The organism is Vibrio azureus (assembly GCF_002849855.1).
GTDB classification, from domain to species: domain Bacteria; phylum Pseudomonadota; class Gammaproteobacteria; order Enterobacterales; family Vibrionaceae; genus Vibrio; species Vibrio azureus.
The window spans coordinates 299,744-314,631 of sequence record NZ_CP018617.1 but is presented as its reverse complement, the minus strand read 5'-3'; the positions used below and the strand labels follow the sequence as shown (position 1 = coordinate 314,631).

The 14,888-nt window shown below is 38.7% G+C and carries 16 protein-coding genes and 1 pseudogene; 5 read left to right on the top strand and 12 right to left on the bottom strand.

The genetic code is table 11. The features are described from left to right. Positions 1-126 precede the first annotated feature (126 nt). Positions 127-798: an alpha/beta fold hydrolase gene (locus BS333_RS15220; RefSeq protein WP_021710364.1), complete on the top strand. Its 672-nt coding sequence runs from the start codon at positions 127-129 to the stop codon at positions 796-798. A gap of 68 nt (positions 799-866) precedes the next feature. Here BS333_RS15220 and BS333_RS15215 read toward each other — a convergent pair whose 3' ends face one another. The 3 genes from BS333_RS15215 to prs all read right to left on the bottom strand — a co-directional run bounded on the left by BS333_RS15215 (position 867) and on the right by prs (position 4,165). After that, positions 867-1,592 (bottom strand): tetratricopeptide repeat protein, encoded by a 726-nt coding sequence (locus BS333_RS15215; protein WP_021710365.1) that lies wholly within the window; start codon positions 1,590-1,592, stop codon positions 867-869. A 112-nt stretch (positions 1,593-1,704) separates the two neighbouring features. Further along, positions 1,705-3,300: a nicotinate phosphoribosyltransferase gene (locus BS333_RS15210; protein ID WP_021710366.1), complete on the bottom strand. Its 1,596-nt coding sequence runs from the start codon at positions 3,298-3,300 to the stop codon at positions 1,705-1,707. A gap of 10 nt (positions 3,301-3,310) precedes the next feature. Continuing rightward, complete coding sequence (gene prs, locus BS333_RS15205) at positions 3,311-4,165, bottom strand: ribose-phosphate diphosphokinase (protein ID WP_021710367.1); 855 nt, start codon at positions 4,163-4,165, stop codon at positions 3,311-3,313. A gap of 219 nt (positions 4,166-4,384) precedes the next feature. Between prs and BS333_RS15200 the strand changes: the two genes are divergently transcribed. After that, positions 4,385-5,083 (top strand): NUDIX hydrolase, encoded by a 699-nt coding sequence (locus BS333_RS15200; RefSeq protein WP_021710368.1) that lies wholly within the window; start codon positions 4,385-4,387, stop codon positions 5,081-5,083. A 115-nt stretch (positions 5,084-5,198) separates the two neighbouring features. On the opposite strand, the gene BS333_RS15195 is transcribed toward BS333_RS15200, so the two are convergent. The 3 genes from BS333_RS15195 to BS333_RS15185 form a co-directional block, all read right to left on the bottom strand. After that, a complete protein-coding gene (locus BS333_RS15195; protein ID WP_021710369.1) occupies positions 5,199-5,606 on the bottom strand; it encodes a hypothetical protein in 408 nt (135 codons plus the stop codon). 307 nt (positions 5,607-5,913) lie between these two features. Next, a complete protein-coding gene (locus BS333_RS15190) occupies positions 5,914-6,483 on the bottom strand; it encodes a LemA family protein (RefSeq protein WP_021710370.1) in 570 nt (189 codons plus the stop codon). Between the two features lie 12 nt (positions 6,484-6,495). Further along, the gene (locus BS333_RS15185) at positions 6,496-7,521 is read right to left on the bottom strand and encodes a DUF3137 domain-containing protein (protein WP_021710371.1); all 1,026 of its coding nucleotides are present in this window, start codon (positions 7,519-7,521) and stop codon (positions 6,496-6,498) included. A gap of 418 nt (positions 7,522-7,939) precedes the next feature. On the opposite strand from BS333_RS15185, the gene BS333_RS15180 reads away from it, so the two are divergent. Genes BS333_RS15180 through BS333_RS15170 form a run of 3 tightly spaced genes read left to right on the top strand, consistent with a single transcriptional unit; the run spans position 7,940 to position 10,274 of the window. Next, complete coding sequence (locus BS333_RS15180; RefSeq protein WP_021710372.1) at positions 7,940-8,695, top strand: CDP-alcohol phosphatidyltransferase family protein; 756 nt, start codon at positions 7,940-7,942, stop codon at positions 8,693-8,695. Continuing rightward, a complete protein-coding gene (locus BS333_RS15175; RefSeq protein WP_021710373.1) occupies positions 8,688-9,620 on the top strand; it encodes a phosphatidate cytidylyltransferase in 933 nt (310 codons plus the stop codon). Before BS333_RS15180 ends, BS333_RS15175 begins: the two co-directional genes overlap by 8 nt. 9 nt (positions 9,621-9,629) lie before the next feature. After that, positions 9,630-10,274 carry a lysophospholipid acyltransferase family protein gene (locus BS333_RS15170; protein ID WP_021710374.1) on the top strand — a complete coding sequence of 215 codons (645 nt, stop codon included), beginning with the start codon at positions 9,630-9,632 and terminating at the stop codon, positions 10,272-10,274. Between the two features lie 136 nt (positions 10,275-10,410). On the opposite strand, the gene BS333_RS15165 is transcribed toward BS333_RS15170, so the two are convergent. From BS333_RS15165 to tdh, 6 genes and pseudogenes are all read right to left on the bottom strand, one after another. Then, positions 10,411-11,052, bottom strand: coding sequence for a hypothetical protein (locus tag BS333_RS15165; RefSeq protein ID WP_021710375.1), 642 nt, complete (start codon positions 11,050-11,052; stop codon positions 10,411-10,413). A gap of 373 nt (positions 11,053-11,425) precedes the next feature. Further along, the gene (locus tag BS333_RS15155; RefSeq protein WP_021710377.1) at positions 11,426-11,746 is read right to left on the bottom strand and encodes a hypothetical protein; all 321 of its coding nucleotides are present in this window, start codon (positions 11,744-11,746) and stop codon (positions 11,426-11,428) included. Positions 11,747-11,937: 191 nt separating this feature from the next. Continuing rightward, positions 11,938-12,384 carry a hypothetical protein gene (locus tag BS333_RS15150; protein ID WP_021710378.1) on the bottom strand — a complete coding sequence of 149 codons (447 nt, stop codon included), beginning with the start codon at positions 12,382-12,384 and terminating at the stop codon, positions 11,938-11,940. Between the two features lie 30 nt (positions 12,385-12,414). Further along, entirely contained in the window at positions 12,415-12,870 is a 456-nt protein-coding gene (locus BS333_RS15145) for a hypothetical protein (RefSeq protein ID WP_021710379.1), read from the bottom strand. 521 nt (positions 12,871-13,391) lie between these two features. After that, positions 13,392-14,303 (bottom strand): IS110 family RNA-guided transposase, encoded by a 912-nt coding sequence (locus BS333_RS15140; protein ID WP_021710380.1) that lies wholly within the window; start codon positions 14,301-14,303, stop codon positions 13,392-13,394. 409 nt (positions 14,304-14,712) lie between these two features. After that, positions 14,713-14,853, bottom strand: a pseudogene (tdh, locus tag BS333_RS15135) (L-threonine 3-dehydrogenase); the annotation flags it as partial. Positions 14,854-14,888 lie beyond the last annotated feature (35 nt).

Here is a 14,888-nt window from a genome sequence, read left to right as displayed (position 1 = left end):
TTGAGAGCATAAAGTACATATCCAATATGTCATGTGTATATCAGGAGTGTATGTATTCTTTACTTTTTAATGGAGAAACCGTTATTTTATAGGCATCACTTTTAGATAAATTAATCAGACTAAATAATGAAAATAGTTTTAATACCAGGAATGGATGGGACAGGCTTATTATTCGCCCCTTTCATTGAAGTGGTACCAGACGAGATTGAAGTAATCTCATTACCACTTCTTCAACGTTCTGATGCAGATTATCATGATCAAGCACAGCATATTATCGCCAACATTGGTGAAGATCCTATTGTATTGATTGCTGAATCTTATTCAGGGATGGTTGCCTACAGCATGTTACAGATTGGCAGCCCAAACATTAAACACATCATTTTTGTTGCAAGCTTTCTAGAGTGCCCTTCTCGATTAGCTCAATTTGCTAAATATTTACCTTTGACTGTTTTAAAAAGAAATATTTTACCAAAGCCAATTTTAAGTAAGCTGCTGTTCGGGCAATTCTCAGATACACGATTAGTTTCCCTGTTCAATAAATCGCTAAATTCTGTCAGTGAACACGTCTTAAAAAGTAGAATTAATCATATTGCAAAGTTAAACGATCACACGATTGAAATCGAAGTACCTTGCTCGTATATTCGGCCCAAGAATGATAACTTGGTGTCTAAAAGGGCACTTGAGGCTTTTAAAAGGCGGTGCCAGAAACTCGTCATTCACGAGGTCGAGGGGACTCATTTCGTCCTTCAAACAAACCCCACGAAATGTTGGCAAATCATTCAGAATATTATCGAGTAACAGCCAGAATTCAACTTATGCTGTTTCAATGATATATACCTAAATAACCTCAAAATACCGTTTTACCTCTACATTTTTACTTCATCGTTGTGATGCAGGTATTCCACTGATTCAATATGGCCTTGTTCAGCGGCCTTTTGAAGCCAATATAACGATTGAGCCTTATCCTGAGTGGCGTATTCACTATACTTAACACCTAGGTAGAATTGAGCCTCCGCTTGCCCCTCTTTGGCAGCTTTCTTAAACCAATACAAGGCTTGTGTTTCATCTCGAATGACATCTATACCTTTCAAATATATAAACCCTAGGTAGAATTTAGCTTCACTGATTCCCTGCCCAGCTGCTTCTTTGAACCAATACACGGCTTGCTTCTTATCTAGATCGAAGCCTTCTTCATAGAAAGTAATTCCTAGGTAGAATAGAAAATCATCATACCCCTGCTCGGTTTTTTTGAGCCAAGAGACAACCTCTTGTCTCCCATCTTGCAAGTTTCCTCGACCCTTATCACGCATCCTATTTAAATAAAATTGAGCGCTTGTATGTCCCTGCCCAACCGCTTTTTTGTACCAATATAACGCTTGATTCTCGTCACGAAGGTTTTCTTGCCCTCTATCGTACATCACTCCAAGGAAGAATTGAGCGTTAGTGTACCCAAGCTTAGCTGCTTTTTGTAACCAAGACATAGCCTTAGTTTTGTCACGAGCGACTTTGTCTCCTGTATAATATAAGAGTCCTAGCAGGCATTGAGCGTTAGGAACGAACCCCTGTTCAGCCGCTTTTGTGAACCAAAACAAAGATTGAGCCTCATCTTACCTTTGAACTTTGAAACCCTTGTAGTGGCAATACACTTTTTAATCGCAACACAATCAGGTTCAATGCTCATCTTCCCAATGACTTATCATTGTTTTAGATCTGTTCGCTGATTAAGGCCCTGATTTGTTTCAGCGTCGTTTCTTTCACTAATTTTCCGTCTTCGAACACAGTTTCTAGTAGCCCTTCTTTTTCTTCTTGTTCAGATACATCGTCAAATAAGGTCAGCTCGCCATCGATATTTTCAACTTTTAGTAACCCTTTTGCCGATTTTTTCTTGGTATCCGTTTTAGGGTCTTTAAAAATAGCCACTCGCTCACCATTTTTTACAACACTTGTTGCTTTCACTGCTGAACCGTGTGTATCGCGAGTCACATACTGGTAGCTGTAAGAACCAATACCTAAGACGACTTTTGAAGCAAACCCTTTATCCATTAACCGCTGTAAGATTTGGCGTTGACGAATGAGGGTAATAGCATCACCATAGATCGCCCCAACGTGCTCATCGAGGAGCTTGTATCCTTTGTCAGTCATTGTGCCACCAAATATGTCCCACAGGCATTCGATCAGTCCTTTTACTTCGCAGTCCATCAAAGCGATCGTGTTTTCATCTTCAAAGCTGAAGTACTTTCCGTGCCAGCGATACGCTTCATATCCCTTTTCAATCACGTCCTGCTCAGCTTCTTTTTGGGTCGCAAATAGCTCACTGTAATCCGAGACTGGAGAAGTTGTGTAGCCTGTTAAAATTTTGACAGGGTCTCCTGAATCGGGCCGAATCACTAATGTTCCGTCGCGCGCCATAATTTCATCTTTGAGCTGAGGCAAGTAGTCGGTAACCAGTGTCCAGAAGTCCCACGTATCAGAAACAACGCTTAAAATACCAGTAGGAGATTGTTCTCTCATTAGGTACTGAAAGAATTCAATTTCTCCTTCCATAATCCAAGAACATGTCACTGAATGTTCCGTTGCATCAACAGAACATCCCACCAATTCTTCATCGACATTCGCAGCGTAATATTTTTCTGCAAACAATACCGCAGGAATCGTATCAGTACCTACAAGTCCCGAAGCGAGGTGACCAAAGCCACTCATTGCAGCCGCCTGTTTACCGAACATCCCTCTAAAGCTAAAGTCATGGCCTTGAAAAGGAACCATATCCAATGGAAGCCCCGTCTTGTTTGCAAACTCTTTAAATACCTTGAGATATGCTACGGAGGTCGTCGCACTCGTTTGAATCGGCCAGTTTTCACAGCTCAATACCGTTTCGATCATATTAGTCAACCATTGAAATCCTTCTTTGGTATTAACAACCGTGATCGGTGGGACTAGATAAGGAACCAACGAGCCCTCTGGAAGCGCCTTAATTCTCAGTGGTAAATAACCCAAATCATGTAAGTCTTCCAAGTATTTCACATTGACCGAGTATCCCAACATCGCGCTCATAATTCTTCGATGATTCTTTACTGCACTTTCTTTGTCCATGGCAAAAAAGTCAGCCCACTCTTCTTGTAAATAGCTTTTTATGAAGTACTGAAGCCCAACAAATGCGACCTTGTCATTATTTTCAACATTACTTAACTTTCCACTACGAGATGTATAGTTGGCATATACTTCGCTGACTTCTGGGTGGTAAGCACGACTGTGAAACTCTTTGTAGACGTCTTTTTGCATGGTTGCCGCTGTGATAGTCATAATTTTCTCCCTACATCTCAAAAACTTGAAGATTAACTTGGCTACTAAAGGTGAATTCGTTTTTGGCTCTGAATGAGTCAGTTGTGTAAATGTGCTCGATCAAGCCGTCGAAGACAGATAAGCCATTTGAAAAAATACCGTGAGTGACAAATAATGAGATTTCTTTTGCTCCTTTTGCTTTGAGCTCTTTGGCCAGTTCAATAAACGTTCTTCCGCCATCGCAAATATCATCTGTAATCAGTACATTTTTGTCTTTCACATCACCAAGAATCTCAGTTTTGACAATTTCACCTGTTTTCAGGTTTCTCACTTTCTGTGCTTGAATAACTTCTGGTTCACCATTGAAGGTTTCTGCGATCTTGATGGTTTTCTTCGCTGCCCCTGCATCCGGTGAAACCAATGTTAATTTACCGCTTGAAAGTCGTTGGGCTAAGTCGTCACACTTCTCTAACAGTTTAATTTGGGGAATATTGATAACCCTTTCCAGTAACGCTGGAGATACATCGCTATGCGCATCCCAAACAGTGACTTTAGAAAACCCCAAACTATTAATAATATTTGCCATAACAGAAGCGCCTAATGCTTCACCTTTTACACACACCCTGTCTTGGCGTGCATATGGGAAATAAGGAATAACGAGCTCTATTGGCAGTGACTCGTTTGTCATCCTTTTTAATGCATCGACGGCCAGCATCAGCCTCATGACTTTAGAAGAATCCGTCACTCGCTCAAGTATTTCGATTTTAGAGAGATTGTCGGCACAAAATGCCTCAAATCGTACATGCTCTTCACCACCGGAAAAGGTAAAACTTTCATAAATAATTGGAGATTTCTCACCCAATAATGTGTATCCAACGACTTTCATCTTTCTCTTTCCTTAATTTGTGTCTCAACGACACAAAATGAATCTAACAAAATAAAATGCCACGATCAATAAAAAATGTGTTCTAGAGGTATAATTTTATAAAAACAATGAAATAGTGAGTTTCTTTTTTGAGTTAGGGATTAAGATGGCCAAATATATTGATGTTTACTACGAATTGATTTATTGTGTCACTAAGACACTAAATATGATGCATGCAGCTTGAAAACCTCATACGATATTAAAGAATTTAAAAACCCCTTATTTACAGTGGATAGTGTTTTATTTACGGTAAAAGACCATGCACTGAAAGTACTCATGGTTAAACGTGCCAATGATCCATTTATCGGACGTTGGGGACTACCGGGAGGCTTTGTCGACGTAGATATTGACGATTCAACCGACATGACGGCACTCAGGAAGTTAAGAGAAAAGACAAATGTGGCCCCACAATACTTAGAACAGCTACAAACCTTCTCTGGAATAAGCCGTGATCCAAGAGGTTTTAGCGTTACTCTGGTGTATTTTGCACTCACTGCTGAACACGATGTTTCCATACACATAGAATCTGTTGAGGATGCCAAGTGGATTGACGTTGGCATGCTGAATCAACTAGCAGTGGCGTTTGATCATAAATTTATTATTGAGCAAGCAAAAGAGCGTTTGCAGCAAAAGGCACTTTACTCCATGATCCCAGTCTATTGCTTGCCTGAGTTTTTTACTGTCGGTCAGTTTAAGTCGGTGATAGAAACCATTATCGGCAAAACCATTCAACGAAAAAGTTTAATTCGACGTATAGAAGCATCGGACATGTTTGAAACTACAGATGAAAAAGTGAAATCAGGTGGACGTTTAGCGCAACTTTATAAGGTTAAAGCTGGTGTCGACATTGTTCACTTTGAACGAAATTTAAGTACCTAAGTACCTAAGTACCTAAGTACCTAAGTACCTAAGTACCTAAGTACCTAAGTACCTTAAAAGCTTTTTCAATTTATGCCATCATTCAAGTTCAAAAAGTCTCTGATAAAATTGGTGACTATTTTAATGGAAAATGCTCATACATTTGATTGGTTGGGCAATCGGTATTGATACCTAACTTATCTAGTAGTTCAAAAAACCATGACAAATGCTGACCGAGCTCTGGGACGTCTTCAGCAGTGACGGACAATAAGCAAATTGCTACCCTTGCAACTAAGGCATTTCTATCTGAAAACTCTCGAATAAATCCATTTGTATCAATATAATCCCACCACTCCACTACAGCTTCTTTATATTCTTCTACAGAAATACTTTCTTCAAGATACCTCTGTGTGATAACGATAGGGTCTTTAAACTGAGTAGGAAAGATCAAATTATTTTCTTTAATAATTCTAATCACAAAATTCAAATAAAGTTCAATCGCCATTTTAGGCTCTTCAGGCCAATCAATCGTCCCAATGGTCATTTATATTTCTCCCCAGAGAATCACATACAGCTTAACAATGCATTAAATGGTATATTCCTAATCTATCGAAGTACCACTAGGCACAAGAAATAAGGCAAGCATACCAACATCCTTACATTTACGATTATGAGGTATCTTACTAAATTTTAATGATTTATAGTGCCCAAAAGGCTAGGCAAAGCGTGCTTTCTATAGTCATAACGTCTGACCAAAATTAAAACAAGTACGATTTCAAATGTGAATATTTGAAATCAGAAACATATTCAGTTTTTGCAACCAGCCTTTTAGGCATCATGAACAACGGAACTTAGCTAAAGTTTGGCTTATACTCAAAGGCGTTTTCAGCATCAGAATCTTTAAACGTGCTCAAAATCTCCTTTTTATTTAGTAATGAATTGACTAGAGAATTAGGAAAAACCTGTATACCAGTATTGAATAGTTCAACATTTTGATTAAATATTCGGATAGATGCGCCTATATTTTCTTGCTGTTCAGCTATTTGCTTCATTAGATTGTTGTAAAGATTAGAAGCTTGCAGCTCTGGATAGTTCTCAACAGCTACTTTCAGCCCTGTAACCAAATCTTTTGTTTTGGTTTCAGCTTTGCCTAAAGCGGCTTTATCCAAACTTGAGTCATCAAGGTCATTGATCGCTGCCCTTAACTCAGTAATTTGCTTTAATACTGTATGCTCAAAGCCTCTATATTGGGTAGTTAACTCCTCTAAATGTGAAATTATTTTATTTTTTTGACGTTCTTGATTAATTACATTAGCCCAAGCTCTTCTGACAGCATTATCTCTGCTGATTATGCCATTGTATATTATGATAATGGTGATAATTATTAATAAAGTTATGGCAGATATAATCCATATTTCCATAATAGCTTACCTCTAGTTCGTAAAGTTGTTGTCTGATTGCTTCATTAAATAATGAGAAAACTCTAGAATAGTATTAAGTTTTTTTAACTCATTGCTTTGTGCTATTTCTTTCCTAAACATCTCTGGCTGATCTATTCCATAAACTCGCTTAACATCTAGAAGATTATCTTCCACGGAAATACATGCTTTTCCATCAGTATTTATTTCAAGATTAAATCCTCGAAACTTAGCAGCCATTTCTTCAAGCTTAATGACTACTACAGGCTTTAAAAGCTTAGCTACAACCATTTCATCTGTACAGGAAACAGAATAATGTTTATTAAAATTTATTGAAGCAGATTTAAAGTTTTTTTTGTACTTCCCTTCAGGGGGATCATTATATATAGAAACGGCAGAGGAAAAGTTAAAATCAAATAAAATACCGTATTTTCTATAGTCATCATATACTGTACGTCTAGTTGTTTTTTTCCCTCCATTTCCATCTGATGTCGTAGTGGTTACAGTTCTTTTATTCACGTAGTGAAAACAATAATACTCAAAATCATACTGGTACTCTATTCCTGTATATTTTCCATATGATAGAAACTCAATATCGCGAGAGTGATTACCTCGGTTAAAGTCAAAAAAATCTCTTTTGAGTTCCTTTGCATATTTTTCACCATCAACTGATTTTATATTCAAATCATTATCGAATAGTAAGTCTTTTTTAAAAATCTCATCAGATAATGAATTTACACTATTTATTCTTGACCAACCATAAAAAATAAACATCGCTCCTACAATAGAAAAAAAGCCAAGTATAATATAGTCCGCATCACTGATATAATATGAAGTCGTGTTTTGATATACAAGATAAAAAACACCGATAGCTAATGAAACTGCACCACAAAACCATTGTATTTGATTGTTGTATTTTAGTGGAAAACCAAAATCAATCACCTCATCTAAGGTGCTAAGAAGATCGTCTTCATTATCTGCTTGATGTACTCTGTTCTTTACTTTTTCTATAGCCCTTTTTACATCTTTATTAGTTGCCATCTGTTCCCTACCAAAAACGACATTTTTAATATTTCACATCCATTTTACTTGATACTTAACTCATTATCTTCCGTCAATATGAATAAAACTCTTGTTATTTCATCTAAAAAGCTAGGTTTAATGTTTCTTCGTAAATATGACTGGAGATGTGACAGTGCTCTCAAGGTACAGTTATTCAGTTAAAGCATAAAAATGTTCAAAGTCAGTTGAACCTTTAACTGCCACCAGCTCTCATTCAAGCATCATCTAGTATGTGACTTAAATATCTTTGTAATTAATGTATGTTTCTGAGGTACTCAGGTGGGCACCTCAGAAAAATATTCAGCTTTTATAACAAACCCACCTAATAAATATAGTCTTTTACTAAGAAATATAAATAGTTATAATGCAAAAAAACTCATTTAAGGATATTAACTGCATGGAATCTCAACACGAGTCTAATCGCCGCCCTCTTGCTGTGCGTAATATCTCGTTTACCAAACGTATTGCTGTTTGGCTGAGCCAGAAAAACATTACTCCCAACCAAATCTCATTAATGAGCATCTTATTTGCCGCTATTGGCTTTGCTTTTGCAGTTGGTTATCACTTCTGGCCTGCGCCTATTTGGTTAGTGTTGTTCTCTTTGATGATTCAAATGCGCTTATTGTGCAACCTATTTGATGGTATGGTTGCTGTCGAAGGTGGCAAGAAAACCCCAACCGGTGAATTGTTCAACGATGTTCCAGATCGTATCGCCGATCCTTTGCTTATTATCGCAGCAGGATTCGTCGCCCATTCTACATTCGCTATGCCTCTCGCTTGGCTAGCGGCACTACTGGCTGTACTTTCGGCCTACATTCGCGTATTGGGTGTTAGCATGGATTGCTCGGCAGATTTTAGGGGGCCAATGGCCAAACAACATCGAATGGCCCTTCTCACCGTAACACTATTAGCCATGGCTCTTAGCCAGTGGTTTACGTTATTACCTATTATTGACATATATCTGATGGATATCGCGCTTACGATCATGATCATTGGCTGTTCTATAACCTGTTGGCGTCGTTTAGTCTCTATTTTTAATACCAAAGAGCAATTCGCTAACTCATCGTCGAGTAAAAAAAATAGTCCACACACTGAGCCGCCCACCGCCAATGACTCAGTTGATAAGCCGTTTGGTGATATTATCCATGACTAATATTCCTATTCATTCGCTGTACATGATGGCTGCGATCACGCTCGTACTCATCATTGGCACCTTGGTTTACCTCTATTTATCACGCTGTAATCCAAACAAGGATTACCACGAGCTCAAACTCCGTATTCGTTCTTGGTGGTGGATGATCGGGATCGTCTTTGTCGTGCTCTACCTACCCACTCGATACACGCTGATCTTTGTCGCTTTTTTAAGCTTTATGGCGCTGAAAGAATTTCTCTCCATTGTACCCACTCGCATGACAGATCGACGTGTTATTTTCTGGGCTTATCTTTCAATCCCGTTTCAATACTACTGGTTGTCAATCGGTTGGTATGGCATGTATATCATCTTCATTCCAGTCTACATGTTCCTCTACCTTCCTATGGTCGCGGTGTTGATTGGTGATACCAAAGGTTTCATACGCTCAGCCGGCATCATTCATTGGGCGCTAATGCTAACGGTATTTTGTGTGAGCCATATGGCCTATCTATTGGTATTACCAAGCAAAAACCAAGAGGCGGGTTCAATGGGAATGCTTCTGTTTTTATTGGTCTTCACTCAGTTAAATGATGTTTGCCAATACGTATGGGGTAAGAGCTTCGGTAAACACAAAATTGTACCGAAAGTCAGCCCTAACAAAACATGGGAAGGCTTTCTTGGTGGGGCAGCAACTATCATTATCTCAAGCTATTTTGTGGCACCTTACCTGACACCATTAACGTCTGTTCAAGGATTAGTTGCAGGGATGATCATCGCCCTCAGTGGCTTTATTGGCGATTTGGTCATTTCATCAGTGAAACGGGACTTACAAATTAAGGATACCAGTCAGTTCATCCCCGGCCACGGCGGTATTTTAGATCGTATTGATAGCCTGATGTTCACCGCTCCTTTATTCTTCCACTTTATTTATTACCTTTACTACTAAGAGGACGACATGAGAGTTTTTAAAGTTTTGTTCGTCTTACTGTTTGTGAAACCGCTAGTATTTGTTGGTTTAGGGCTCAACATCATCAATCGACAAAACTTGCCGCTCAGTGGTCCTATGGTGGTCGCTGCCAACCATAATAGTCATCTTGATACATTGGTACTCCTGGCTCTCTTTCCGATCAGCATGATACATAAAGTGCGCCCAGTGGCAGCAGCAGATTACTTTCTCAAAAACAAAATCTCAGCATGGTTATCACTCAATATCTTGGGCATTATTCCTATTCATCGTTCACCGAGTAAAAGTGATCGTCACGCAGTGTTTGATGAGTGCCATAAGGCCCTTAATCAAGGAGATATCTTGATTATCTTTCCGGAAGGCAGCCGTGGTGAGCCTGAAATCATGAGCGGATTAAAGAAAGGTATATATCACTTAGTTCATGAATACCAAGTCTGCCCAGTCATTCCAGTAGTAATGCGCGGATTGGGCCGAGCGCTCCCCAAAGGAACCGCGATGTTTGTCCCTTTTAACTGTGATGTAGTATTAGGATCACCAATTGAGAAGTTTAAAAACGCGGATGATTTTCTCCTTACCATGCAAGCAGAATATCAGCAGCTAGCACAAGCGTGTATCGTAACCCTCAGCGAAGAGTAAATATGCTTGATTATTAGGACTGTTGTAATAACTTCATGCCCCTTAGACTTTCACTATGACTCATCACTGAGCAGATCAGTATGTGACCCCCGAAACATCTTCAATTTTTGCAACAGCTCCACACTGTACGGTCTAGCTAATGATTATTTGTTAACACTTTATGGGGGTCCGTAATTTCGTAACATTCAACGTTCACATTTTTACGGTGATAAAGGTCCATAAAACTATCATCATTCAGCCTCCTTACATATACCCAGGCTCCATTATGAAATGAAATATAGCCAGCAAAGAAGTCAGTGACTCGGCTATCATTGTAGGAATACTCAACCTTGGACAATTCATTGATATTATTGAATTTACAATTTTTAGAGCGCGCTTTTTTTGATTCTTCTAAAAGCAGCTTAATTCGATGCCCATATTCAACGGACTTAACCAGTGCGCCCCTAAGCGCAACAGCGGTCAAGGGACCATTATCGTTAGGAACATAGTCTTCTCTAACAAATAATCTCTGATCTAAGAAAGAATCTACCATCAAGTATGTATGCTGATTGTCCTCACCAAAACCAATCACACTCCCTCCATTCTGATCTTCAGCGAGAATCTGATCGTTCTTCGGGGTGGTATAATTATCGCCTACAGCGATATAATTAACGTCTTTCCAATATAATCCATCACCATATCTTTTAGCCGTTCGATCTACGCTAGGTATCTTCAAAGCCATAACAATGATAATGAAGATGATGACCAAAGCCGCTATTTTATTTATTGATAGTCTCATATTCGCCTGCTGATGATATTTTATTAGAGCTTGTGGCTAGGCAATAATGTATTGATGTATCATACCATTTTTATCCTAGGATGATCGAGGTCACAATCGCCCTTTGGAATAGTACCTCTCTTGAATTTTGGGTATGTACGCCGATAGTAGCAATCCCAGTAGTTATAGGCATAGTGCCTGATTTTTTCATAGTGTTCTGGGTTTCTCGATGTATGGTAAACCAAATTTTCTTTATTGAGATTCTCTCTGTTTTTATAGATGAGACCAATAATTGCGATAACATATTCGCCAAGAAGTTGCAGGATATAAGGAGAAGTGAATGAACTATTTGATGCTGTGAGCTTCTTCAAACATCTTTCTTATCTCTCCAAACTCAGAGTGGCTCTACAACTGCTTCTAGTAATTCAAATATAGTTATATCGATGTAATCTATTTCTATCTGTTCATCTTGTAGAATTTCAAGTTTCTCATCATTGATATCAACTAATAATCTCTGTGCATCGGTACTAACTGCAAATATAAGTAAATTATCGGGATTTTCAGGCCTCTTTAACCAACCGTCCTTAACGAAGTATTGAATACTTAAAATATCACCTTTTGGTGTAAAAAAAGTAGCAGGAATCTTATCTTGGAATCGTTCTAAGAATTCAACCATTGCTGTCGGTTTTACAATATCAGAGTTTATTTTTATCATTATTGAATTTTTAAAGTTGGGAACACACTAAACACCTCGCCTGTCATAGGGTCAAAAACTACTTTGCGATGTTAGAATAACTAGCATAACAAGGGGCTCTCTTTCTATGTGACCCAATATTTCTTACATGAAAGCCAACAAAAAAACCGACTTTTTTCACATTAGACCTACTTAGCAGTTGCCTTACATGATTAGTTATTCGCGATACTGCTTATCTCTTCCGGTTTTGTCACTGTAAGACCATCGGCCACAATCAACTCAGCCCATTTTTCATACATTTTTAAATATACGAACTCAAAGAATCCTCGTGGGTTCTCGATAATCCAATCCCAAGGCAAGCAAAAGTAGTGATCATCGTCATCTTGTAGAATTGCTTCAAAATCATAATCTTCATCTATTAATGCCTCTTTCAACACATTCATGATTACCTTTTTATGTTCTGGTAAGTAACCATTTTTCATTCTACTTTCAAATAATCTTTCGTCTAGCAATATACTAAGCTGTTCATAGTCATTAGGGTCAAATTGATCTAAATACTCACCCAAGGATTCTTCACGATCGTATATATTAAAGCCACCAAGGCAGAAAGCAGCAGTGACATTGAAATCTACTTCACTATATGGATGTTTTAAGGTCATGGTTTCATTTTCATTGAATTGGATAAATAATTAGATTTCTTTAAATATCTCTTCTGGTTTTGTGACTTCATAACCTTCCGCTATAAGCTGCTCAGCCCAATTCTTATACATTTGCTGATATGCAATCTCAAAGAATCTACGAGGACTTTTTATATCCCAAGTCCAAGGTAAATAAAAATACTCATCATCATTGTTGTTAAGAAAAGGAGCAAAGTCATACTCTTTATCACACAGAGCAACTTTTAACATTTCCATTAGTACATAATGATGTTCTGATAAATAATCAGGTTTCGTTATAAACTTAAAGAATCTTTCATCAAGTAAGGTGCAAAGCTGTTCGGGGTCATTGGGGTCGAAACGGCTCAAATACTCACCTAAAGTATCTTCACGATCATAGATTCCAAATCTCCATACCAAGTCATCTAGACTTGGATTAAATTCAAAATCGCTATCAGGATATTTTAAAATCATGCTTTTATAAGTCATTTTTTTGGATAACCTGTACTAGGTTGTTTAGTTTGTTCATCAAAGTGGATAAGCCATTGATTAATATTTTCATGAGAATTAGGCTGACTCAAATCATTTTATTTTTAGTAAACCCCCACCCTAATTTATCATAATATATTAAGGTTATTTCTTTCGATTTTCTATTCAAGAAAAAGACCGTTCCTCCAAAAAAACAGATAAATTATTAAAAAACACTTAATGCTAATAAATCAGCAAAATGGCGGCAGCCACTGTAATATACCCATATATGGTCTTCTCCCTATTGACAAGATACCAATGCCGATAAAAGGGACAGGTTGCTTCCATATATCCGGCCTACGCGTGAAGCTGTCGCTTCTGGCCTTGATGACACTTCGCGCATATAGCCCTTATCAAGTAATCGGTTTTAGTAAACCTTTGGGTATATCAGATTCGCTATATGCTGGTCTTACCTGTTTTTCATCTTAATTGCTATCTACGCAATGCTTTGGGGGTGGTTTTTACTTTGTTAACTCTTCTCGTTAAATCGCGACTGGAGCCTTATATTTTTCTCCTCGACAGATTATTACCCATGATATTCGAATTAGTTTATTCGCTAAGGCGACTACTGCCTTGTTAAATCCCCTCGTTTCAACCAGGCGTATTATCCATTGGCTCAGCCTATCTGATTTATCTTTGGCTCGGCTCACAACCGCTCTTGCCCCGTGAACCACTAATGACCTTAACTGCCGATTTCCTCGTTTTGTGATACCCAACAACACATCACGGCCCCCTGTGCTAAATTGTTTGGGCACCAAACCTAATGCAGCAGAAGCATCACGCCCCCGCTTAAATTGTTGACCATCTCCCATCCAAGCTTTCAATGAAACACTGACCACTGGACCAATACCTGGGATTTCAATTAAACGCTGACAAGTCTCTTCTTGCTTCGCTTTTACTGCGAGCTTTTCATCGTACCACTGCAGCTCTTCATCAAGTCTTTCTAGTTGCTTGTACTGTCTGAATAGGAGCTCTCGGAACTCGTCTGTTAAGCCATTTTCAGCATCTTCTAGAATAAATGGCAGCTCTTTGCGCAGCACGTGCTTTCCTCTTGAAAGCACCACGCCATACTCTGCCAACAATCCCCTCACATGATTGATTAAACGTGTTCTATCACTGCTCACATGTTGACGCATGCATAAAAAGGTCTGTTCATCTTGCTGCTTTAACGATTTTATCGCTACCGGACGTATTGCTCCATGCTGACACGCTTCTGCAATTGCTTTGGCATCGTTGTAGTCATTCTTTTGACCTCGTAAATAGCCTTTCACATGCTGAGCGGGAAGTAACACAACTGAATGTCCGAGTTGGCTAATTTTTCGTCCCCAGTAATGCGCAGTACCGCAGGCTTCCATCGCTACAACACAAGCTTCCAGCTTCACGAGATAACGCATGAGTTGTTGTCGATTTAATTTTTTCGCCCAACTTGCTTGCCATTTTGGTCCAACATGATGAGATAAAATGTATTTTTTGCTAAATCGATACCAATTGTCTTACACTTCTTCATGGTCTTCCCTCGTTTTAGATAAGATTCTTTTTCAATTCTATCTTGGCACATCGCGATGCCGATTAGTGCGGGGGAAGACCATTACATCAAGTAACCTCAAGATGCTGTGTTCAGCGAGATGACCTTAACTTTCAGGCGCGGCAACGATTCGAAGATATAGTCGTTCTACATTGAGAATCGTTAACAAAGCCTGAGAGTTAAGGTCACTTGGTTATAGAACATTATTTAGCGGTTTTAGACGTAAAAAAGGCGACAATTTACACTGTCGCCTTTTGCTATTTAGGAGCTAATTTTGCCTATTCCCAATCAAGGATAACCTTGCCGGAAGCCCCGCTACGCATGACATCGAAGCCTTCTTGGAAGTCATCAATCTTGTAGTGATGGGTGATGATCGGTGAGAGATCTAAACCAGATTGAATCAAAGAAGCCATTATGTACAAAATAAAAATTAAACCATACAAAACAATAACTT